Genomic DNA, 22,248 nt, shown 5'->3' on the forward strand with positions numbered 1-22,248 from the left:
CGGCAGGCGCGGGCTCGGCGCGTGGGCCCGGCGTCTCGCCGGAGGCCGCGAGGAGCTCCCGGCACCCGCCGCCGGGGCGCACCCGGCCCCCGTCCCCGACACGCACGCGGGCACCCGCCCGGGCACCGGCACCCGCGGCCCCGGGCCGGGCGCCGACACCTGGCCCGACCCGGCCACCGTCCTGCTCACCGCCCTCGGCCCCGGCGCCCGCCTCTGGGAGCGGCACCCGGACCACCCCGAGTCCCTCGTGGTCCGGCTCGGCACCACGGACCGCGCCGAGCTCTCCGGGGTGCCGGTCACCGTCGGGCTGCGCGAGGCCGGTTCGCTCGGCCTGGCGGGCCCCGGCGACCGGCTCGCCGGGTTCGCCCGCTCGGTGGTGGCCCAGCTCGCCGCCCTGCACTCCCCCTCCGACCTGGAGATCGTCCTCGTCAGCGCCGACCGGAACCGCCCCCTGGAGGAGCGGCGCCGCGCCTGGGGCTGGCTCGGCTGGCTCCCGCACGTCCGGCCGGCCCACGGCCAGGACTGCCGGCTGCTCCTCGCGTACGACCGCGAGCAGGCCCACGCGCGTACGTCCGAACTGACCCGGCGGCTCGACGACGGCCCGCTCGGGCCCGGCTGGCCCAGCGCCGACCGCGCGTCCGTCGCGGAGGCCGCCGCCCGCTACGAGGGACCCCGGACGATCGTCGTCGTGGACGGCGACCCGGGCACGGCGGCGCTGCGCGAGACCGTGGCGCGGCTCGCGGGGGCCGGGGCGGCCGCCGGCATCCACCTCCTCTGCCTCGCCGAGGCACCCTCCGCCTCCCCGGTCTCGCCGGTGGCCGCGACCTACGAGGCCGCGTGCGCCGCGTCCCTCGCGTTCCGCGAGTGCGGGGCCGCCGCGCTCCTGAGCGGGGACGTGGCGACGGCGCTGCGGCTGCTGCGCACGGCGGGCGGGCGCGTGGCGGGCCACGGCACCGTCGGCGTGGTCGACGCGGTCTCCGTCGCCTGGGCCGAGCGGTTCGGCCGGGCCCTCGCGCCGCTGCGGCCCGAGACCTCGGCGGCGCCGCACGGACGGGCCGCCGCGCTGCCCCCGTCCTCCCGGCTGCTCGACGAGCTGGGCCTCGCCCGGGCCACCCCCGCCTCCCTGATGGCCCGCTGGGCCTCCGCCGGGGACGGAACGGCCGTCCTGGGCGCGGGCCCGCACGGCCCGCTGGCCGTGGACCTCACCCAGGAGGGGCCGCACCTGCTGATCGAGGGCCCGGCGGGCAGCGGGCGCACGGAGCTGCTCCGCTCGATCGCCGCCTCGCTCGCGGCGGGCGGCCGCCCCGACCGGCTCGGCCTGCTCCTGGTGGACGGGGCGGGCGGCGAGCGCGGCGAGGGCCTCGCGGCGTGTACGGAGCTGCCGCACGTCACCGAGCACCTGGTCGCCTCGGACCCGGTCCGGATGCGGGAGTTCGCGCAGGCGCTCGGCGCCGAGCTGAAGCGGCGGGCCGAGCTCCTGGGCGACACCCCCTTCGCCGACCGCCGGGGCGCCCGCGCCCCGCAGGTGGCCGAGCGGCTGATCGGCCAGCGCGCCCCGAGCGCGGCGGAGTCCGTCCCCCGGGGCGCCCGCGCGACCGTCCGCCTCCCGGACACCGGCGACCACCCGAGCGGCCGCACCCTCCGCACGGGCGACGGCACGATCGGCGCCCTCCCGAGCAGCCGGAGCACCCGCACCCCGGGCCGACCGGACGACCGGCCGGGCCGGGGCGCGCACCCGGGCGGCGCCGACCTCGACGGGCGCGGGAGCGGACGCGTGTCCCGCACGGGAGCCGACGACCTGGGCGGCCGGCCGAGCGGCCGGAGCCCGTACCCGGGCGCGGACGACGTGACCGGCCGGTCGAGCGGCCGGATGCCCCACCCCGGCACGGGCGACCTCGACGGGCGCGCAAGCGGACGCGTGTCCCGCACCGGGGCCGACGACCTCGGGGGCCGGCCGAGCGGCCGGAGCCCGTACCCCGGCGGCGCCGACCTCGACGGGCGCGCCAGTGGTCGCACCCTCCGCAGCGACGACGGCGACCTCACCGACCGGACCGGCGGGCGCATGCCGCGGACCGGGAGCGGCGCGGCCCGGGGCGGCGCGGACGCGTTCCTGACCGACACGCCCAGCGGTCGGCTGCCGCGCCGGGACGGCGGGGGCGGCCCGGAGGACCGCTCCAGCAGCCGTACGCTCCGGACCGACGAGGGCGACCTCGACGGGCGCGCGAGCGGACGCGTGCCCCGCACGGGGGCCGACGACCTGGGCGGCCGGGCGAGCGGCCGGAGCCCGTACCCCGGCGGCGACCCGGACGGGCGCCCCAGCGGCCGCACCCTCCGCGACGGCGACCTCGGTGACCGTCCCGGCGGGCGCGCACCCCGTACCGAAGACACCGGTGTCCGGATTCCGCGGCCCTCCTCGGGCCAAGGCCCGGGCGAGGCGGCGGGGGGTCGGGCCGCCGGGGCCGGGGCGCTGCCCCGGCTGGTCGTCCTGGTCGACGACTTCGACGCCCTGGTCGCGCCCGCCCTCGGCGCCCCCGGCCGGCCGGCCGCCGGGTCCGTCGTGCGGGCCCTGGAGGCCGTCGCCCGGCACGGCGAGCGGCTCGGCGTGCACCTCGTCGTGGCCTCGGCCCGCCCGGACCGCACCGCCGACACCGAGCCGGCCCACAGCGCCCGGCTGCGGATCGTGCTCGACGCGCCCCCGGTGACGGCGGGCCCGGACGTCCCGGCGGCAGGACGGGGCCGTCTCGGGCACCCGGACGGCCGGGTGACCCCCTTCCAGGCGGGCCGCGTCACCGGCCGGATCCCCCGGACGGCGACGCTGCGGCCGACGGTCGTCCCGCTGGAGTGGGAGCGGATGGGCGACCCGCCCGCCCGCCGCCCGGTCCGCGAGCTGGGCAACGGACCGACGGACCTGGCGCTCCTGGCGAGCGCGCTCGACCGGGCGGCCCGTTCGGTGGAGGCGACTCCCGTGCCGCCCCTCTCCCCCGTCGCCCACACCTGAAACACTCCGGAAAGGCCTCCTGACGCCACGTCACGAGCCAATCACGATCCTCCACTTGGCACGGAAGGCGGTATTGCGGCCCCCGCATCACCGGGCGTAGACCTGTCGGCACGGGACAGCTAAGCGCACGAAAGAGACGGGGCAGCGATGCGGACAACTCTTCGTCCACGCAAGGCCGCGGTGGCCTTCACCGCACTCACGGCGCTCGCCGCGCTCGCCCTCGCGGGCTGCGGCGACGACGGCACCAAGAAGCCCGGGCGCTCCGGCGGTTCCGGAGGCGCCGGGAGTTCCGGGGGCTCCGGAAGTTCCGGAGGCTCCGGAGGCGGCCTCTCCCTGAAGGGGGAGAAGATCGAGGTCGCCGCCGTCTGGACGGGCCCGGAGCAGGAGAACTTCGCCAAGGTCCTGGAGGAGTTCGAGAAGCGGACCGGCGCGACCGTCACGTTCGTGCCCGCCCAGGACCCGATCGTGAACTTCCTCGGCACGAAGATCGCGGGCGGCTCCCCGCCCGACGTCGCGATGCTCCCGCAGGTGGGCGCGATCCAGCAGGCCGCCGCCCAGAAGTGGCTCAAGCCGGCCGGCCCGGAGGCGAAGGCCCAGCTGGCCGCGAACTACTCGCGCGGCTGGCAGGAGCTCGGCGCGGTCGACGGCACCCAGTACGGCGTGTACTTCAAGGCCGCCAACAAGTCCCTGGTCTGGTACAACACCGCCGTCTTCGAGAACGCGGGCGCCGCCGAGCCGAAGACCTGGAAGGAGTTCCTGGCCACCGCCGAGACCATCTCGGCGTCCGGCGTCACCCCGGTCTCGGTCGGCGGCGCGGACGGCTGGACCCTCACCGACTGGTTCGAGAACGTCTACCTCTCCCAGGCGGGCCCGGAGAAGTACGACCAGCTGGCGAAGCACGAGATCAAGTGGACGGACCCGTCCGTCGCCGCCGCCCTGACCACGCTCGCCGAGCTGTTCGGCAAGCCGTCGCTGCTCGCGGGCGGGACGAGCGGCGCGCTGCAGACGGAGTACCCGGCCTCGGTGACGCAGACCTTCACGGGCGGCGCCGAGCCGAAGGGCGCGATGGTCTTCGAGGGGGACTTCGCCGCCGTCAACATCGGCCAGACCGAGGCGAAGATCGGCACGGACGCGAAGGTCTTCCCGTTCCCGAAGGTCGGGGACGCCGGGACCGTGCCCGTGGTGACGGGCGGCGACGCGGCCGTGGCCCTCAAGGACACCAAGGGCGCGCAGGCGCTCCTCGCCTTCCTCGCCTCCCCGGACGCGGCGAAGATCTGGGCGGGCGCGGGCGGCTTCCTCTCGCCGAACAAGAACCTGGACCCGGCGGCGTATCCGAACGACGTCCAGCGCGAGATCGCCGAGGCCCTGGTCGGGGCCGGTGACGACTTCCGCTTCGACATGTCGGACCAGATGCCGCAGTCGTTCGGCGGGACGCCGGGCAAGGGCGAGTGGAAGGCGCTCCAGGACTTCCTGAAGAACCCGAAGGACGTCGCCGGGGCCCAGGCGCGTCTGGAGGCGGACGCGGCGAAGGCGTACCGGGCCGCAGCGAAGGGCTGAGGTGCCGGCGATGTCCTCCACCACCGCCCCGCGCACGAGGAGCACGACCGGAACGGCCGGAGCCGGGAGGAAGGGGAACGGGGACGGGCGGCGGAGCAGGGCCGTGGCGGCGGGTTTCCTCCTGCCCGCCCTCCTCCTGCTCGGCGCGCTCGTCGTCTACCCGATCGGGTACTCCGTCCAGCGCTCGCTCTTCGACCGCTCCGGCTCCTCCTTCGTCGGCCTCGACAACTACCTGGCCCTGTTCACCGACGACTCCCTCCGCACCGCCGTCAGGAACAATCTGGTCTGGCTGGTGGTGGCCCCGGCGGTCGCCACCGCCCTCGGTCTGGTCTTCGCGGTCCTGACCGAACGCGTCCGCTGGGGAACGGCGTTCAAGCTGCTCGTCTTCATGCCGATGGCGATCTCGATGCTGGCCGCCGGGATCATCTTCCGGCTGGTGTACGAGCAGGACCCGGACCGGGGCGTCGCGAACGCGGTCTGGGTCGGCGTCCACGACACCTTCGCCGAGTCCTCGGTCTTCCCGAAGGCCAGACCGCTGCCCGTGCACCCGCTGAAGGCGGCCGGGGACGGCGCCTTCGTGACGAAGGAACCGGTGCGGGCCGGGCAGCCCGTACGGCTCCCGCTGGTCGGGGTGGCGCCGGCGCAGATGCCGGAGGGCGCGCGTCCGGCCGCGCCGCCGGCCGGCACGGACCCGGGCACGATCACCGGCACGGCCTGGCTGGACTTCACCCGGGGCGGCGGCGGGCGGCCGAACGAGGTCGACCCGGCCGAACGCGGCCTCGCGGGGCTGCGGATCGAGGCCGTGCGGGACGGGAAGGTGGTCGCCACGGCGACGGCGGCGGCCGACGGCACGTTCGCGCTGCCCGCCGACCGCGCGGACGGGGCCGTGCTGCGGCTGCCCGCGGGCAACTTCCGGGAGCAGTACAACGGCGTCGAGTGGCTGGGCCCGTCGCTCGTCACGCCCGCGATCATCGGGGCGTACGTGTGGATGTGGGCCGGGTTCGCGATGGTCCTGATCGGGGCCGGGCTCGCGGCCGTGCCGCGCGAGCTGCTCGAAGCGGCGCGGGTGGACGGGGCGAACGAGTGGCAGGTGTTCCGCCGGATCACGGTGCCGCTCCTGGCCCCGGTCCTCGCGGTCGTCCTCGTCACCCTGATGATCAACGTGCTGAAGATCTTCGACCTGGTCTTCGTGATCGCGCCGGGCTCGGCGCAGGACGACGCGAACGTGCTCGCGCTCCAGCTGTACCGCTCGTCCTTCGGCACGGACGCGGACCTCGGGGTCGGCTCGGCCATCGCCGTCCTGCTGCTCCTGCTGGTGGTCCCGGTGATGGTCCTGAACATCCGCCGCATGCGCAGGGAGGCCCGCCGATGACCACGACCGACGTCCGGCCGACCCGTTCCGCCGCTTCCGCCCGTCCCGCCCGCCCGGTCCGTTCCCCGGCGGCGCGGCTCGCGTCCGCGGCCGCGTCCGGCGCGGTCCGCGTCTTCCTCGTCCTGGCGGGCCTGTTCTGGCTGCTGCCGACGGTCGGGCTGCTGCTCTCCTCGCTCCGCTCGCCGTCCGACATCGCGGCGAGCGGCTGGTGGGAGGTGTTCGCGGCCCCGGCCCGGCTGACCACGGAGAACTACGCCCATCTGCTCGCGAACGACACGATCACCGGCTCGCTGCTCAACACCGTCCTGATCACCGTCCCGGCCACGCTGCTCGTCCTGGTGATCGGCTCGCTCGCCGGGTACGCGTTCGCGTGGCTGGAGTTCCCGGGCCGGGACTGGTGGTTCCTGGGCGTGGTCGCCCTGCTCGTGGTGCCGGTGCAGGTCGCCCTGGTCCCGGTGTCGAAGCTGTTCGGGGTGGTCGGGCTGTTCGAGACGACCGCCGGGGTGGTCCTCTTCCACACGGCCTTCGGCCTGCCGTTCGCGATCTTCCTGCTGCGGAACTTCTTCGCGGAGATCCCGCGCGAGCTCCTGGAGGCGGCGCGGCTCGACGGGGCGGGCGAGATCCGGCTGTTCACCCGGGTGGTGCTGCCGCTGGGCGGTCCGGCGATCGCCTCGCTCGGGATCTTCCAGTTCCTCTGGGTCTGGAACGACATGCTGATCGCCCTGATCTTCGCGGACTCGCAGTCGCCGCCGATCACGGTGGCGCTCCAGCAGCAGGTCCGGCAGTTCGGCAACAACGTGGACGTGCTCGCGCCGGGCGCGTTCCTGTCGATGGTGGTGCCGCTGGTGGTGTTCTTCGCGTTCCAGCGCCAGTTCGCGTCGGGGGTGATGGCGGGCGCGGTGAAGTGACCCCCCGCGGGGTCAGCCCTTGAGGGCCGCCACCGCCGAGCGCGCGAGGTCGTCGACGTACCCCGGGGGCGGCGGGGTGCGGACGACGCCGAGGCGCCAGTACAGCGGCCCGACGACCAGGTCGAGGGCCCGGTCCGGGTCGGCGCCCTCGGGGAGTTCGCCGCGCTCGACGGCCGCGCGGACGATCCGGGCGACGACGCCCTGCTGTCCGTCGAGCAGCGCGGCCCTGACGGCGTCGGCGATCTCGGGGTGCCGGGCCGCCTCGACGAGGAGGTCGGGGACCACCCGTGAGGCGACCGGGTGGCTCAGGGCGTGCGAGGCCACTTCGAGGAGGGCGCGCACGTCCCCGTACAGGGAGCCGGTGGCGGGCGCCGGCAGGCCCTGGACGGCGAAGGCGCCGACGAGGTCGAGGACGAGGGAGAGCTTGGACTTCCAGCGCCGGTAGACGGCGGTCTTGCCGACGCCCGCGCGGCGCGCGATCCCCTCGATGGACATCCGGGCGAAGCCGACGGCCGCGAGCTCCTCGAAGACGGCGGCGCGGATGGCCTCGGTCACGTCCTCGCGGAGCACGGCGGCCCCGGCGGGGGCGCGGCGGGGGGTCGGTTCGCTCATGGACGGCATCCTAACCAACACCTACGTGACGACGATACGGTTGCGTTCCGTCGTGGAGCGTCCTACTGTCCCCGTAGCGACGATACGGTCCCGTTCCGTCGCGCTCTTCACCCCTGCCCCGCATCTGTCACCCGTGCCCCGCAGCCGTCACCCGTGCCCCGCAGCCGCCGACCGCGTTCCGCACCAGCCGACCGCGCTCCGAGCCCGGAAGCCGACCGCGTCCCGAGCCCGGAAGCCGACCGCACCCGCACCCGCACCGAAAGCCCGCCCATGACCACACCCGCACCCATGGCCACGCCCACGGCCGTGACCGCGCCGCCCCCGCCCCGGACCGCCCCTCCCCCCGAGGACCTCCGCGCGCTCGCCCTCCGTCACGGCCTGACCGTCGCCGGGGCCCGCCCGCCGCTGCCCGAGTACGTCCGGCAGCTCTGGTCCCGCCGCGACTTCGTCGCCGCCTTCGCGACCGCCCGGCTGACCGCCCAGTACAGCCAGGCGCGCCTCGGCCAGCTCTGGCAGGTGGCGACGCCGCTGCTCAACGCGGCCGTCTACTACCTGATCTTCGGCGTCCTCATGAACGCCCGGCAGAGCGTGCCCGACTACGTGCCCTTCCTGCTCACCGGCGTCTTCGTGTGGACCTTCACCTCCGGCACCCTCCTGGCCGGCACCCGGGCGATCAGCGGCAACCTCGGCCTGGTCCGCGCCCTGCACTTCCCGCGCGCGAGCCTGCCGCTCTCGCTCGCCCTCCAGCAGCTCCAGCAGTTCCTGCTCTCGCTGGTCGCGCTCCTCGCGATCCTGCTCTGCTGCGGCCAGTTCCCCACCTGGCGGTGGCTGCTGGTCGTCCCGGCGCTCGCCCTCCAGACCCTGTTCAACACGGGCGCGGCGCTCGTCCTGGCCCGGATCGCGGCCCGCACCCCGGACGTCAGCCAGCTGATGCCGTTCGCGCTCCGCACCTGGATGTACGCCTCGGGCGTCATGTGGTCGATCCGGCACCCGACGGGCACCGGGCGCCTCCCCGGGGGCGCGACGCTCGCCCTCCAGTGCAATCCGGTGGCGGTCTACATCGACCTGATGCGCTCCGCCCTGATCGGGAGCCACACCCCGGACCGCCTGCCGCCGTACGTCTGGGCGCTCGCCGTCGGCTGGGCCCTGCTGTCCTTCGGGGGCGGCTTCCTCTGGTTCTGGCAGGCGGAAGAAAGGTACGGCCGTGGCTGAGGCACACGAGCAGGAGAGGATCCCGACCGTCGTGGCCGACGGCGTCCACGTCACGTACACCGTGCACGGACACGGAAAAGGGAACGGGAACGAACACGGAAACGGGAACAAACACGGGAAAGCGGGCGGCGGGCGATGGGGGCGGCCTCCGGCCACCCGCCGGGTCCACGCCGTCAAGGGGATCGACTTCGTCGCGTACCGGGGCGAGGCGATCGGTCTGATCGGTTCGAACGGATCGGGGAAGTCCACCCTCCTGAAGGCCGTCGCGGGGCTCCTGCCCGTCGACCGCGGCCGGATCTACACCCACGGCCGCCCCGCCCTCCTCGGCGTCGACGCGGTCCTGATGAACGACCTGACGGGCGAGCGGAACGTGGTCCTCGGCGGCCTCGCGATGGGCATGAGCCGCGCGGAGGTCCGCGAGCGCTACGACGGGATCGTCGATTTCTCGGGCATCAACGAGAAGGACGACGCGATCTCCCGTCCGATGCGGACGTACTCCTCCGGGATGGGGGCCCGGCTGCGCTTCTCCCTCGCCGCCGCGAGGAGCCACGACGTGCTGCTCGTCGACGAGGCCCTGGCCACCGGCGACGCGCGCTTCCGCCGCCGCAGCAGGCGGCGGATCGACGAACTGCGGGCGGCGGCCGGGACGGTCTTCCTGGTCAGCCACTCGAACTCCACCGTCGCGGAGACCTGCGGGCGCGCCCTGTGGCTGGAGGCGGGGAGGCTCCGGATGGACGGCCCGGCGCGGGAGGTGGTGGCCGCGTATGAGGAGTTCACCGCGTCAGAGGCGAAGACCACCGGCAAAAGAGACATTAAGGGCTAAAGTGCGGTCGGGTGACGAACGATCAGCCGCAGACCCCCCACCCGGCCGGCACCGAACCCCCCGGCACCGCACTGCCCGGCTCCCCCGGCACCGAGTCTCCCGACCCCACCGCCGGCGCCTCCCGCCCCACCAGTACGAGCACCGAGCCCCCCGCCCTCACCCGCTCCCCCTTCGCGTCGGACACCTTCACCTCCGCCACCTTCGTCACGGTCGGCAGCGGCCCCCGGCTCGCGCTCGCCGCCGTCTGGCTCCTCACCCGGGCCGGCATGCTCCTGCTGCTGCTCCGCGACGACCTCGGCATCGGCGGCGTGGCCCGCGAGGTGGCGCTCTACGAGCACTGGTACGGGAAGTTCGCCGCGGGCACCTTCCCGCCCGGCGACACCACCTGGCAGTACCCGCCGGGGGCCGGGCTCGTGATCATGTCCCCCGGCGTCCTCCCCTGGCTCACCTACTTCCAGGCCTTCGTCACCCTCACCCTCCTCGCCGACGCGGTCGTCACCCTCGCGCTCGCCCGCGCCGACGGCGTCCGCCTCACCCACGGCGCCTGGATCTGGGTCTGCGGCCTGCCGCTCCTCCTCCACCTGCCCCTCGCCCGGTACGACGTCCAGACCACCGCCCTGGCCGTCCTCGCCCTGCTCGCCCTCACCGCCCGCCGGACCGCCGCCCACCAGCTCGGCGGGGCGCTCGCCGGGATCGGGGCCATGGTCAAGGTGTGGCCGGCGCTCGCCCTGCTCGGCACGCCCCGGGGCCGTACCACCCGGGAGGCGTGGACCGCCGCCGTCGTCACCGCCGTCGCGCTCCTCGCCACCCTCGCGTTCTTCTTCTCCGAGTCGTTCGGCTTCCTGCGCCAGCAGGGCGACCGGGGCGTCCAGATCGAGTCCCTGGGCGGCACGGCCCTCGCGCTCGCCCGGTCCGCCGGCACCTGGCCGGGGAGCGTCGAGTTCCGCTACGGCGCCCTGGAGTACGTCGGCCCGTACGTCTCCAGCCTGGGCCACCTCGCCCTGCTGCTCACCGCCGCCGCCCTGTGCTGGCTGGTCCTCTGGCGGATCCGGGCCCACCGCTGGACCCCCGCCACCCCGTACGACACGGCCTTCGCCGCCGTCCTGCTCTTCACCGTCACCAGCCGGGTGATCAGCCCCCAGTACATGATCTGGCTGCTCGGGCTGGCCGCCGTCTGCCTGACCTCGCGGCACACCGTGATGCGCCCGGTGGCGCTGCTGCTGCTCCCGGCGGCGGCGCTGAGCGCGCTCGCGTACCCCGTGCTCTACTTCGACGTCATCGACGGCACTCCCACGGGCCTCGCCGTCATGGTGCTCCGCAACGGCCTGCTGCTCGCCGCGGCCCTGCTCGCCGCCCGCCGCCTGTGGACCTCGACGGTCGCCGCCGCGCCGGAGGAGTGAGCCCGCCGAAGAACGACGGAAAAGGGCGAGGGGCCCCGCCGGAGAACCGGCGGGGCCCCTCGCACGCGCGCGTGCTAGCTGTGCGAGCGCAGCAGCGTGCGCATCGTCCGCATCGCCACCGACAGGTTCGCCAGGTCGAAGGTGTCCGAGCCCTGGATCTCCTCCAGGGTCGTCCGCGCGCGGCCCAGGATCGCCGCGTTCTTCTCCTCCCAGGGCTTGAACCGCTCCTCCGGGCTGGCGTTGTCGCCGCCGGCCGTCAGGACGTCCTGCGTGAGCGCCGCGTGCGCCGCGAACAGGTCCTCGCGGATCGAGGCGCGGGCCATCGACTGCCAGCGGTCGTCGCGCGGCAGCTCGATGATCCGGTCCATCAGGTCGGTGATCCGCAGCCGGTCGGCCAGGTCGTAGTAGACCTCGGCCACCGCGAGCGGGTCCGTGTCCGTCCGGTCCGCGATCGCGACGATGTCGAGCGCCGGGAAGGCGGAGGAGAAGCCGGCGACCCGCCGCGCGAGCTCCTCCGGCACGCCGAACCCGGTCAGCTCTTCCAGGATCGACCGGTACCAGTCCAGGTCCGCGCCGCGCAGCAGCTCCGGCAGCCGCGACCAGACCTCCTCGACGCGCTCGGCGAAGAACTCGATGGTCTCGGTGAGCTGGAGCGGCTGCGGCCGGTTGTTGAGCAGCCAGCGCGTGCCGCGCTCGACGAGCCGGCGCGCGTGCAGCCGCATCCGGGTCTGGATCTCGGCCGGGACCTCGTTGTCGAGGGCCTCGACGGCGTCCCAGACCTGGCCGAGGCGGAAGACGACACGGGCGGCGGTCTGCGCCCGGACGATCTCCTCGACCGACGCGCCGGTCTCCTCGCGGAGGCGGTGCAGGAAGGTCGAACCGCCCGCGTTCACGGTGTCGTTGACCAGGACGGTGGTGACGATCTCGCGGCGCAGCGGGTGACCGTCGACGGCGTCGGTGAACTCCCGGCGCAGCAGCGTCGGGAAGTACGCGTGGAGCAGCCCGGACAGGTACGGGTCGTCCGGCAGCTCCGTGCCGATCAGCTCGTCGGCCAGCGTGATCTTGGTGTACGCGAGGAGGACGGCGAGCTCGGGCTGGCTCAGGCCCTTGCCGTTGTTGAGGAGTTCGCGGATCTGCCGGTCGTTGGGCAGGAACTCCAGGGAGCGGTCGAGGGCCCCGTCGCGGCCCAGGCGGCGCATGAACCGCTGGTGGGCGTGGAGCAGGGACGGCGACTGGGCGACGGCGTTGGCCAGGGCCGTGTTCTGCGCGTAGTTGTTGCGCAGGACGAGCGTGCCGACCTCGTCGGTCATCTCCGCGAGGATCTTGTTGCGCTGCTTGACGGTCATGTCGCCCTCGGCGACGAGCCCGTTGAGCAGGATCTTGATGTTGACCTCGTGGTCGGAGGTGTCGACGCCGGCGCTGTTGTCGATGGCGTCGGTGTTGACCTTGCCGCCCTGGCCCTCGGGGCCGCCGGAGCGGGCGAACTCGATGCGGCCGAGCTGGGTGGCGCCGAGGTTGCCGCCCTCGCCGACCACCTTCGCGCGCACGTCCTGGCCGTCGACGCGGATGGCGTCGTTGGCCTTGTCGCCGACGTCGGCGTTCGACTCGGCCGAGGACTTGACGTACGTGCCGATGCCGCCGTTCCACAGCAGGTCGACGGGCGACTGGAGGATCGCCTTCATCAGCTCGGCCGGGGTCATCTTGGTGATCCCGTCCTCGATGCCGAGGGCGGCCCTGACCTGCGCGTTGACCGGGATCGACTTGGCGCTGCGGGGGTGGACGCCGCCGCCCGGGGAGAGCAGCGAGGTGTCGTAGTCGGCCCAGGACGAGCGGGGCAGCTCGAAGAGGCGGCGGCGCTCGGCGTACGAGGCGGCCGCGTCGGGGTTCGGGTCGAGGAAGATGTGCCGGTGGTCGAAGGCGGCGACCAGGCGGATGTGCTCGGAGAGCAGCATGCCGTTGCCGAAGACGTCGCCGGACATGTCGCCGACGCCGACGACCGTGAAGTCCTCGGTCTGGGTGTCGTGGCCCAGCTCGCGGAAGTGGCGCTTGACGGACTCCCAGGCGCCGCGGGCGGTGATGCCCATGCCCTTGTGGTCGTAGCCGGCCGAGCCGCCGGAGGCGAACGCGTCGCCGAGCCAGAAGCCGTACGCCTCCGCGACCCCGTTGGCGATGTCGGAGAAGGTCGCGGTGCCCTTGTCGGCGGCGACGACCAGGTAGGTGTCGTCCTCGTCGTGGCGGACCACGTCGACCGGCGGCACGACCTCGCCCGCGACCAGGTTGTCGGTGATGTCGAGCAGGGCCGAGATGAACGTCTTGTACGAGGCGATGCCCTCGGCCATCCAGGCGTCCCGGTCCGCGGTCGGGTCCGGGAGCTGCTTGGCGACGAAGCCGCCCTTGGCGCCGACCGGCACGATGACGGTGTTCTTCACCATCTGCGCCTTGACCAGGCCGAGGATCTCGGTGCGGAAGTCCTCGCGCCGGTCGGACCAGCGCAGACCGCCGCGGGCGACCTTGCCGAAGCGCAGGTGGACGCCCTCGACGCGCGGCGAGTACACCCAGATCTCGAAGGCGGGGCGCGGGGCCGGCAGGTCGGGGATGGCCTGCGGGTCGAACTTCATCGACACGTAGGAGTGCGGCCGCAGGTCCGAGTCCTTCTGGAAGAAGTTGGTCCGCAGGGTGGCCTTGATGACGGTGAGGAAGGAGCGCAGGATGCGGTCCTCGTCCAGGCTCGCGACCTGGTCAAGGGCGGCGTCCAGCTCTTCGAGGAGCGCGTCGATCAGCTCGGTGCCGGCGCGCTGGCGCTCCGGCGCCATCCGGGCCTCGAAGAGGTTGACGAGCAGCCGGGTGGTGTGGACGTTGTTGCGGAGGGTGTCCTCCATGTAGTCCTGGCTGAAGGTCGCGCCGGCCTGCCGGAGGTACTTGGCGTAGGCGCGCAGCACCATCGCCTCGCGCCAGTTCAGACCGGCGGAGAGGACGAGGGAGTTGAAGCCGTCGTTCTCGGCCTCGCCGGTCCAGGTGGCGGCGAAGGCCTCCTGGAAGCGCTCGCGGGCGTCGTCGCCCAGCGTGACGCCGCTGCCGTTGGTGGCCGGGAGCCGCAGGCCGAAGTCGTAGATCCAGGCGTGGGTGCGGTCGGCGCAGCGCAGCTCGTAGGGGCGCTCGTCGGTGACCTCGACGCCGAGCCGGTTGAGGACCGGCAGGACGGCGGAGAGGGAGATCTGGTCGCCCGTCTTGTAGATCTTGAAGCGGCGCTCGCCGGGGCCCGCGAGGACCGGCTCGTAGAGGGAGAGCGAGAAGTCCTCGTCGCTGTCGGCGAGGGCCTCCAGGTGGACCAGGTCGGAGACGGCCGCGCGCGGCGAGTGGTCGGCCTTGTAGCCCTCGGGGAAGGCGTTGCCGTAACGGCGCAGCAGCTCGGCGGCGCGCTCCTCGCCCAGCTCGGCGTTGAGCGCCTCGCCGAAGCCGTCGGACCAGGAGCGGGCGGCCTCGACGAGCCGGCCCTCGATGCGCTCGACGTCGGCGTCGGTGAGCTTGGCCAGCTCGGTGCCGGGCTCGACGCGGACGACGAAGTGCAGCCGGGAGAGGATCGACTCGGTGTTCCAGGCGGTGAAGTCGACGCTGGTGCCGCCGAGCTCCTCCTTCAGGATGTCGATGATCCGCAGCCGGACGCGGGTGGTGTAGCGGTCGCGCGGCAGGTAGACGAGGGCCGAGTAGTAGCGGCCGTACTCGTCCTGGCGCAGGTAGAGCCGCAGCCGGCGCCGCTCCTGGAGGTAGAGGACGCTGGTGACGACGGACTGGAGCTGGTCGACCGGGGTCTGGAACAGCTCGTCGCGCGGGTAGGTCTCCAGGATCTGGAGCAGGTCGCGGCCGTCGTGGCTGTTCGGGGAGAAGCCGGCGCCCGCCAGGACCTCCTGGACCTTGCGCTTGACGACCGGGACGCGGCGGACGGACTCGGTGTAGGCGGCCGAGGAGAACAGGCCGAGGAAGCGGCGCTCGCCGACGACGTTGCCGTCGGCGTCGAACTTCTTCACGCCGACGTAGTCGAGGTACGAGGGGCGGTGCACGGTCGAGCGGCTGTTGGCCTTCGTCAGGATCAGCAGCTTGTGCTCGCGGGCCTTGGCCCGGGCGTCGGCGGGCAGCCGGCTGAAGGAGGACGACACGGGGTGGGCGTGGTGGCCCTCGTCGTCGCCGGAGTGGTGCGGGTCGGAGCGCAGGATGCCGAGGCCGGTGCCGGGCACGGCGGACAGGGCGTCGCCGTCGACGAGCTCGTACTCGCGGTAGCCGAGGAAGGTGAAGTGGTCGTCGGCCAGCCAGCGCAGCAGCTCGCGGGCCTCCTCCACCTCGGTCGGGCGCAGGTCGGAGGCGGTGGGCTCGTCGGCGAGGCCGTCCGCGATGCGCAGCGCGGCGTCGCGCATCTTCTCCCAGTCCTCGACCGTCTCGCGGACGTCGGACAGGACGCGCCGCAGGTCGGCGGTGATCTGCTTGAGGTCGGCGCGGTCGGTCTCGCGGTCGATCTCGACGTGGATCCAGGACTCGGTGAGCGCGTCGTGCGGCAGCTCGCCGTGGATCTGGGCCGACAGGACCTCGATGAGGCGGCCGGTGACGTCGCGGCGGACGAGGACCTGCGGGTGGATCACGACGTGGATGCCGCGGCCCTGGCGGGACAGCTCGTTGGTGACCGAGTCGACGAGGAAGGGCATGTCGTCGGTGACGACCTCGACGACGGAGTGGCTGCTGGTCCAGCCGTTCTCCTCGACCGTCGGGGTGTGGACGCGCACGTTCGCCGTGCCCTGCGGCCGGTTCTCCGCCAGGCGGTAGTGGGAGAGGGCGGCGCCGAAGACGTCGACCGGGTCCCGGTCGGACAGGTCCTCGGGCGCGGTGTGCAGGTAGTAGCGCTGGAGGTACTCGAGCACGGTGTCGCCGTCCGGGCGTTCGCCCGAACCCTCCGGCCCCGTCGGGAGTCGCCCCCCGACCGGGCTGTGCTCAGCTACCCGGGCGGCCCTTTCGAGCAGCTCGGCCTTGGCTTCGTCCAGCTTGGTCTGCATGTCCTCTGACTCCTGGCCGCGCGCCGTTGCGCGACATCGGTGGAAGGAAGGGCACCACGCCTCCACGTCGTGTCTCCGCGGAAGACGACGTCATGCCCGGATGAGAGAAGCCCGGGTCGTTGTCCGCCACTGACCGTGGCGCGCCCGGGCGGGGATCGGCGCACGCACGGTCGGCCCGGCCGCCGGAGCGGGTCGGGCGGCAGCCGGGGGCTTCACTGCCCCCTCGGCGTATCGCGCTGATCACGACGAAAGCCTATCGCTCCCGACCCCCGCCCCGTCATGAGCCGTATGTGTACAAAAGAGGGGGTGGAAGTTTGACGTTATGGACAGCGACACATGTCCTCAGGGCACGACATCCGACCTTCTGCGAGCTGGGAGAGCCATGGCGAGGATCCTGATCGTGACCGGGGACGCGGCGGAGTCGCTGGAGGTGCTGTACCCCTACCAGCGCCTCCTGGAGGAGGGGTACGAGGTCGACGTCGCGGCTCCGGCCCGCAAGACGCTGAGGTTCGTGGTCCACGACTTCGAGCCCGGCTTCGACACGTACACCGAGAAGCCCGGCTACACCTGGCCCGCCGACCTGGCCTTCTCGGAGGTCGATCCGGGGGCGTACCTGGCGGTGGTGATCCCGGGCGGGCGGGCGCCGGAGTACCTGCGCAACGACCCGGAGCTGCGCAAGATCCTCAAGGCCTTCTTCGACGCGGACAAGCCGGTCGCGCAGATCTGCCACGGCCCGCTCCTGACGGCGGCGACCGGCAGCCTGGAGGGCCGCCGGGTCACGGCCTACCCGGCACTGGAGCTGGACATGCAGGCGGCGGGGGCGTCCTTCCAGGACACGGCGGCCGTGGTCGACGGCCTGCTCGTCTCCTCCCGGGCGTGGCCGGACCACCCGGTCTGGATGCGGGAGTTCCTGAAGGTCCTCAGGTCGAAGGGCTGAGGACCGGGGACTCCGGCCGTACGGGGGGGGGGTGAGGGCCGAGGCTCCGGCCGTACGGGGCGGAGGGGCCGCGCGGTACGTGCGGAGGGGCCGCGCGGTACGTGCGGAGGGGCCGCGCGGTACGTGCGGGGGGGCCGGGGCGCGTCCGGTCATGATCCGCCGGACACGCCCTAGACCAGCTCCTCCGCCACGGCCACCGCCTCCGCGAGCGAGTCGACCACCGGCACCCCGACCCGCTCCAGGGAGGCGCGGCTGTGCGAGCCGCCGGTGTAGAGCACGGCCTTCGCCCCGACGTGCGCGGCGGCGATCGCGTCGTCCGCCGCGTCGCCGATGACGACCACCCGCTCGACCCGGACGCCCTCCAGGGCGGCCAGGTGCCGCACCATGTGCCCGGACTTCCCGTCCGTGGAGGCGTCGGGCCGCCCGTCCATGCGCAGGAACCGCTCCGCGATCCCGTGCCGCCGCACGAGGGGCACGAGGTCGACGTGCGGCGCGAGCGAGAGCAGCGACTGCGTGAAGCCGGAGGCCTGCCGGGCCGCGAGCAGCTCGGCGGCGCCGAGGGTCAGGCCGCAGTTCTCGGCCCGCTCCCGGTAGTGCCGGTGGAAGACGCCGTCCATGAGGGTCCACTCGGCGTCGGTGGGCAGCCGCCCCATGAGGCGCTCGTAGAACTTCGGCACCGGCACCATGTACAGCTCGCGGTACCGCTCCAGCGTGAGCGGTTCGAGCCCGAGCTCGGCGAAGGCGGCGTTCGTCGCCCCGATGACCGCCTCGATGTCGTCGAGCAGCGTGCCGTTCCAGTCCCAGACCAGGTGTTTCCCGTGCTTCCCCATGGAAGGACGGTACCCGCCGCCTCTGACGGCGAAGAGCGCGGAGCCGTTCCGAGACCCTCCCGGAACCCCCGGCCCCTCAGCCCAGCAACCCGGGAACCTCCTGCACCCCGAACCACAGCAGCTCGTGGTCCTCGGCCCCGTCCACGACGAACCGCGCGTCGTCGTCGCCCTGGTCCGCCGCGCCCAGCGCGTCCGCCGCCGCCCTGACGTCCGCCTCGGCGTCGTCCGCGTCGGCGTGCACGGCCGCGGCCTTGGCCAGCGGTACGGCCCCGGCGATCCGGACCTCGCCGATCGAGTCGGCGTCGAGCCCCCGGTCGGGGTCCGCGACCGCGTCCTTGTCGGCCACGTCGACGGCGACGACGATCCGGCGCCGGGGCGCCCCGGGGTCGGTGGCGAGCAGCCGCAGGGAGGCGGCGGCGGCCCGGCCGAGCGCCGCGTACTCCAGCTCCTCGATGTCGTCGGAGACGTACCACTCGCGCAGCGCGGGGGTGACGGCGTAGGCGGTCAGCGGGCCGGGGCCCAGCTCGCCCGCCTTGTGCGCCTGTGCGAGACCGGGGAGGGTCAGGGGGACGTAGACGCGCATCGGCTGGCCGCTTTCGTAGAGGGAGAGATCCTCAGGATACGTGCGGAGTCCCCCTTCGGGGCGGCGGGCCGGAGTCGCCGTCCGTCCACCCCGGGAGCCCGCGCGCCGGACCTCCGGAGAGCCGATTTCCGGCCGCGTCACCCGGATAGGTGATCCCGTTCCCGACCGCCCCGGACCGCCCGGCCCCTTGCGGCGCCCCGAGCCCCCGCCGTACAAGATCCCCAACGAAAGTTACTGACTGGTACTACTCGGTTACGCAACGACAGGGGCTCGCCATGACCACCACGCTCACGCCGACCGCCACGCCGACCGCCACGCCGACGCCGGCCACGGTGCGGGCCACCCCCGGCGCCCTCTCCACGGCGTCGGCCGCCGTGCTCGCCCCCACCACGCTCCCGGCCACCGCCCCCGCCGCCGTGCCCCGGGCCGCCACCCCCGGCACCGCTTCCGCGGCACCGGCCACCGTTCCCGCCGCCCTCCCCGCCCTCCCCCTCCCGCCCCTCGGCGGCGCCACCCGCCGGCCCCGGGCCCCGCGCCCCCGCACCGCTCCCGGCGGCCCCGCCGGGACCCGGCCGCGCGGTGCCGCCGGAAGCCGCCCGCGTACGCCCGAGCGCGGCGCGCCCCGCGCGCTCCCGCCGCACACCGTCTTCGCGGAGCGCCTGCTCGCCGTCCTGAGCGGGGAGCGGCCGGTCCACTGGATGCTCGGCCACACCCTCGGCGAGGCGTACGAGCAGCTCGTCCGGCTCGCCCCGGAGACGCCCCTGCGCTCGCTCGGCCCGCGCCCGGTCCTGCGCCGCTGCGCGGTCCAGGCGCACCCCGCCCAGGGCGCCGTCGAGGCCTTCGCGACCATCGCCACCGGCGCCCGCGTGCGGGCGATGGCGTTCCGCCTGGAGCGCGGCGCCGACCGGCGCTGGCGCTGCGCGGCCGTGGAGCTCGACGGCCTGGGCGCGACCGCCGCCCACCGCACGTGACGGCGAAGGGGCCGCCCACCCCACCGGGTGAACGGCCCCTCCCGCGCCGAAGAGTCGGCGCGTCACTTCTTGCGGCGACGCCCGCCGCCCGCGTTCTTCTGCGCCTTGCGGCGCTCCGCGCGGGTCAGCCCGTCGCCGGCGTCCGGCTCGCCGGAGGAGAAGTCGCCCTCGACCACACCGCCGTCGCCGTCCACGGTCGGCGCGGAGAAGTGCAGCCGGTCCGGCCGCTGCGGGGCGTCGAGCCCCTTGGCACGGATCTCCGGACGCCCGGCTCCGGCCGGCACCGCGTCGCCCTTGTCGAGCGAGGGGGCCGCCGCCTGCACCGGGACCTCCTCGACCTGCTGCTCGACCTGGACCTCCAGGTTGAACAGGTAGCCGACGGACTCCTCCTTGATGCCCTCCATCATGGCGGTGAACATGTCGAAGCCCTCGCGCTGGTACTCGACCAGCGGGTCCTTCTGCGCCATGGCGCGCAGGCCGATGCCCTCCTGGAGGTAGTCCATCTCGTAGAGGTGCTCGCGCCACTTGCGGTCCAGGACGGACAGGACCACGCGCCGCTCCAGCTCGCGCATGATCTCCGAGCCGAGCTGCTTCTCGCGCGTCTCGTACTGCTCGTGGATGTCGTCCTTGATGGACTCGGCGATGAACTCGGCGGTGATGCCCGCCCGGTCCCCGGCCGCGTCCTCCAGGTCCTCCACGGTGACCTTCACCGGGTAGAGCTGCTTGAAGGCGTTCCAGAGGCGGTCGAGGTCCCACTCCTCCGCGAAGCCCTCGGCGGTCTCCTGGCGGATGTAGTCGTCGATCGTGTCGTCCATGAAGTGCTGGATCTGCTCGTGCAGGTCCTCGCCCTCCAGGACGCGCCGGCGCTCGCCGTAGATGACCTGGCGCTGCCGGTTGAGCACGTCGTCGTACTTCAGGACGTTCTTGCGGGTCTCGAAGTTCTGGGTCTCGACCTGCGACTGGGCGGAGGCGATCGCCCGGGTGACCATCTTGTTCTCGATCGGCACGTCGTCCGGCACGTTGGCCATGGCCATCACGCGCTCGACCATCTGCGCCTTGAACAGGCGCATCAGGTCGTCGCCGAGCGAGAGGTAGAAGCGGGACTCGCCCGGGTCGCCCTGACGGCCGGAACGGCCGCGGAGCTGGTTGTCGATGCGGCGGGACTCGTGGCGCTCGGTGCCGAGCACGTAGAGGCCGCCGAGCTCCTTGACCTCCTCGAACTCCGCCTTCACGGCCTTCGCGGCGCGCTCCAGGGCGGCGGGGAGGGCCGCGGCCCACTCCTCGACGTGGTCGACCGGGTCCAGGCCCGCCTGGCGCAGCTCGGCCTCGGCGAGGTCGTCCGGGTTGCCGCCGAGCTTGATGTCCGTACCGCGGCCGGCCATGTTCGTGGCGACGGTGACGGCGCCGCGGCGGCCGGCCTGCGCGACGATGCTCGCCTCGCGGTCGTGGTGCTTGGCGTTGAGGACCTCGTGCTGGACGCCGCGCTTGGAGAGCTGCTGCGAGAGGTACTCGGACTTCTCGACGGAGGTCGTGCCGACCAGGATCGGCTGGCCCTTCTCGTGCTTCTCCGCGATGTCGTCGACGACGGCGGCGAACTTCGCGACCTCGGTCCGGTAGATCAGGTCCGACTGGTCCTTGCGGATCATCGGCCTGTTCGTCGGGATCGGGACGACGCCGAGCTTGTAGATCTGGTGGAACTCGGCGGCCTCGGTCATGGCCGTACCGGTCATGCCGGACAGCTTGTCGTACAGGAGGAAGAAGTTCTGGAGGGTGATCGTGGCGAGCGTCTGGTTCTCGTCCTTGATCTGCACCCCCTCCTTCGCCTCGATCGCCTGGTGCATGCCCTCGTTGTAGCGGCGGCCGGCGAGGATGCGGCCGGTGTGCTCGTCGACGATCATGACCTCGCCGTCGATGACGACGTAGTCCTTGTCCTTCTTGAACAGTTCCTTCGCCTTGATGGCGTTGTTCAGGTAACCGACGAGCGGGGTGTTCACCGACTCGTAGAGGTTGTCGATGCCCAGCCAGTCCTCGACCTTGGCGACGCCCGCCTCGTGGATGGCGACGGTGCGCTTCTTCTCGTCGACCTCGTAGTCGCCGGTCTCCTCGATGCCCTTGAGCTGGTTGCCGGGCTCGCCCTTGGAGAGGCGGGTGACGAGCTTGGCGAAGTCGCCGTACCACTTCGTCGCCTGGTCGGCCGGGCCGGAGATGATCAGCGGCGTACGGGCCTCGTCGACGAGGATCGAGTCGACCTCGTCGACACAGGCGAAGTTGTGGCCGCGCTGGACGAGCTCGTCCTTGGACCACGCCATGTTGTCGCGGAGGTAGTCGAAGCCGAACTCGTTGTTCGTGCCGTACGTGATGTCGCAGTTGTACTGCTCGCGGCGCTGGGCCGGGGTCATGTTGGCGAGGATGCAGCCGATGGACAGACCCAGGAAGCGGTGGACCCGGCCCATCAGCTCGGAGTCGCGCTCGGCCAGGTAGTCGTTGACCGTGATCAGGTGCACGCCCTTGCCGGAGAGCGCGTTGAGGTACGCCGGGAGGGTGCCGACGAGGGTCTTGCCCTCACCGGTCTTCATCTCGGCGACGTAGCCGAGGTGGAGGGCGGCGCCGCCCATCAGCTGGACGTCGTAGTGGCGCTGGCCGAGGACGCGCTTGGCGGCCTCGCGCACCGTCGCGAAGGCTTCGGGCATCAGGTCGTCGAGGCTCTCACCGTCGGCGTACCGCTGCTTGTACTCGTCGGTGAGCGCCCGCAACTCGGCGTCGGAGAGGTTGACGAAGTCCTCTTCGATGGAGTTGACCTGGTCCGCGATGCGGTGCAGTTTGCGCAGGATCTTGCCTTCGCCTGCACGCATGAGCTTGTTGAAGACGGACACTGAGGCTGGTCTCCTTGCCGGTCGGGCCTGGCACTGGGTCTTGTCATGGACACGAGCGCGGGCACGGCAGGTGGTCCCCACCGCAACGGCCATCGTAAGCGAGACCGCCCTCGCACAGGGAGGCCCGCAGTGC

At 73.4% G+C, this 22,248-nt stretch carries 14 protein-coding genes; 9 read left to right on the plus strand and 5 right to left on the minus strand.

All coding sequences use genetic code 11. The features are described from left to right. The 4 genes from ACWGSR_RS34350 to ACWGSR_RS34365 all read left to right on the plus strand — a co-directional run. The coding region (locus ACWGSR_RS34350; protein ID WP_453572680.1) for an FtsK/SpoIIIE domain-containing protein at positions 1–2,998 on the plus strand (2,998 nt) is incomplete at its 5' end. Between the two features lie 147 nt (positions 2,999–3,145). Continuing rightward, positions 3,146–4,555: an ABC transporter substrate-binding protein gene (locus ACWGSR_RS34355; RefSeq protein ID WP_453572683.1), complete on the plus strand. Its 1,410-nt coding sequence runs from the start codon at positions 3,146–3,148 to the stop codon at positions 4,553–4,555. Positions 4,556–4,565: 10 nt separating this feature from the next. Further along, positions 4,566–5,927 (plus strand): carbohydrate ABC transporter permease, encoded by a 1,362-nt coding sequence (locus tag ACWGSR_RS34360; protein WP_376238213.1) that lies wholly within the window; start codon positions 4,566–4,568, stop codon positions 5,925–5,927. Then, on the plus strand, positions 5,924–6,835 hold the full coding sequence (locus tag ACWGSR_RS34365) for a carbohydrate ABC transporter permease (protein ID WP_376238216.1): 912 nt from the start codon (positions 5,924–5,926) through the stop codon (positions 6,833–6,835). The genes ACWGSR_RS34360 and ACWGSR_RS34365 overlap by 4 nt, the downstream gene beginning before the upstream one ends. 12 nt (positions 6,836–6,847) lie before the next feature. Here ACWGSR_RS34365 and ACWGSR_RS34370 read toward each other — a convergent pair whose 3' ends face one another. Next, complete coding sequence (locus tag ACWGSR_RS34370; protein ID WP_376238219.1) at positions 6,848–7,447, minus strand: TetR/AcrR family transcriptional regulator; 600 nt, start codon at positions 7,445–7,447, stop codon at positions 6,848–6,850. A 270-nt stretch (positions 7,448–7,717) separates the two neighbouring features. Between ACWGSR_RS34370 and ACWGSR_RS34375 the strand changes: the two genes are divergently transcribed. From ACWGSR_RS34375 to ACWGSR_RS34385, 3 genes are read left to right on the plus strand one after another with little or no spacing between them, the layout of a single operon-like run. Further along, on the plus strand, positions 7,718–8,659 hold the full coding sequence (locus ACWGSR_RS34375; RefSeq protein WP_376238222.1) for an ABC transporter permease: 942 nt from the start codon (positions 7,718–7,720) through the stop codon (positions 8,657–8,659). Continuing rightward, a complete protein-coding gene (locus ACWGSR_RS34380) occupies positions 8,652–9,482 on the plus strand; it encodes an ABC transporter ATP-binding protein (RefSeq protein ID WP_453572688.1) in 831 nt (276 codons plus the stop codon). Before ACWGSR_RS34375 ends, ACWGSR_RS34380 begins: the two co-directional genes overlap by 8 nt. 11 nt (positions 9,483–9,493) lie before the next feature. Next, complete coding sequence (locus ACWGSR_RS34385) at positions 9,494–10,882, plus strand: glycosyltransferase 87 family protein (protein ID WP_453572691.1); 1,389 nt, start codon at positions 9,494–9,496, stop codon at positions 10,880–10,882. Between the two features lie 74 nt (positions 10,883–10,956). Here the strand turns inward: ACWGSR_RS34385 and ACWGSR_RS34390 are convergent, their stop codons facing one another. Beyond that, complete coding sequence (locus ACWGSR_RS34390; protein ID WP_453572693.1) at positions 10,957–15,921, minus strand: NAD-glutamate dehydrogenase; 4,965 nt, start codon at positions 15,919–15,921, stop codon at positions 10,957–10,959. Between the two features lie 382 nt (positions 15,922–16,303). On the opposite strand from ACWGSR_RS34390, the gene ACWGSR_RS34395 reads away from it, so the two are divergent. Further along, positions 16,304–16,858 (plus strand): DJ-1/PfpI family protein, encoded by a 555-nt coding sequence (locus ACWGSR_RS34395; protein ID WP_376238231.1) that lies wholly within the window; start codon positions 16,304–16,306, stop codon positions 16,856–16,858. A 170-nt stretch (positions 16,859–17,028) separates the two neighbouring features. Here ACWGSR_RS34395 and ACWGSR_RS34400 read toward each other — a convergent pair whose 3' ends face one another. Both ACWGSR_RS34400 and ACWGSR_RS34405 read right to left on the minus strand, forming a co-directional pair. Beyond that, on the minus strand, positions 17,029–17,688 hold the full coding sequence (locus ACWGSR_RS34400) for an HAD family hydrolase (RefSeq protein WP_453572696.1): 660 nt from the start codon (positions 17,686–17,688) through the stop codon (positions 17,029–17,031). A gap of 76 nt (positions 17,689–17,764) precedes the next feature. After that, entirely contained in the window at positions 17,765–18,271 is a 507-nt protein-coding gene (locus ACWGSR_RS34405) for a DUF6912 family protein (protein ID WP_376238235.1), read from the minus strand. 275 nt (positions 18,272–18,546) lie between these two features. Here ACWGSR_RS34405 and ACWGSR_RS34410 point away from each other — a divergent pair, with 275 nt between their 5' ends. Then, complete coding sequence (locus tag ACWGSR_RS34410; RefSeq protein WP_453572700.1) at positions 18,547–19,242, plus strand: Rv3235 family protein; 696 nt, start codon at positions 18,547–18,549, stop codon at positions 19,240–19,242. Between the two features lie 62 nt (positions 19,243–19,304). Here the strand turns inward: ACWGSR_RS34410 and secA are convergent, their stop codons facing one another. Then, on the minus strand, positions 19,305–22,115 hold the full coding sequence (gene secA / locus ACWGSR_RS34415) for a preprotein translocase subunit SecA (protein WP_376238240.1): 2,811 nt from the start codon (positions 22,113–22,115) through the stop codon (positions 19,305–19,307). Positions 22,116–22,248: the final 133 nt, after the last annotated feature.

This window comes from Streptomyces sp. NPDC055632, assembly GCF_053618675.1.

Coding starts and splice junctions, on each gene's coding strand:
- ACWGSR_RS34360 (WP_376238213.1), top strand. CDS start 4,566: ATGTCCTCCACCACCGCCCCGCGCACGAGGAGCACGACCGGAACGGCC.
- ACWGSR_RS34355 (WP_453572683.1), top strand. CDS start 3,146: ATGCGGACAACTCTTCGTCCACGCAAGGCCGCGGTGGCCTTCACCGCA.
- ACWGSR_RS34395 (WP_376238231.1), top strand. CDS start 16,304: ATGGCGAGGATCCTGATCGTGACCGGGGACGCGGCGGAGTCGCTGGAG.
- ACWGSR_RS34375 (WP_376238222.1), top strand. CDS start 7,718: ATGACCACACCCGCACCCATGGCCACGCCCACGGCCGTGACCGCGCCG.
- ACWGSR_RS34365 (WP_376238216.1), top strand. CDS start 5,924: ATGACCACGACCGACGTCCGGCCGACCCGTTCCGCCGCTTCCGCCCGT.
- ACWGSR_RS34410 (WP_453572700.1), top strand. CDS start 18,547: ATGACCACCACGCTCACGCCGACCGCCACGCCGACCGCCACGCCGACG.
- ACWGSR_RS34400 (WP_453572696.1), bottom strand. CDS start 17,688: ATGGGGAAGCACGGGAAACACCTGGTCTGGGACTGGAACGGCACGCTG.
- ACWGSR_RS34370 (WP_376238219.1), bottom strand. CDS start 7,447: ATGAGCGAACCGACCCCCCGCCGCGCCCCCGCCGGGGCCGCCGTGCTC.
- ACWGSR_RS34390 (WP_453572693.1), bottom strand. CDS start 15,921: ATGCAGACCAAGCTGGACGAAGCCAAGGCCGAGCTGCTCGAAAGGGCC.
- ACWGSR_RS34405 (WP_376238235.1), bottom strand. CDS start 18,271: ATGCGCGTCTACGTCCCCCTGACCCTCCCCGGTCTCGCACAGGCGCAC.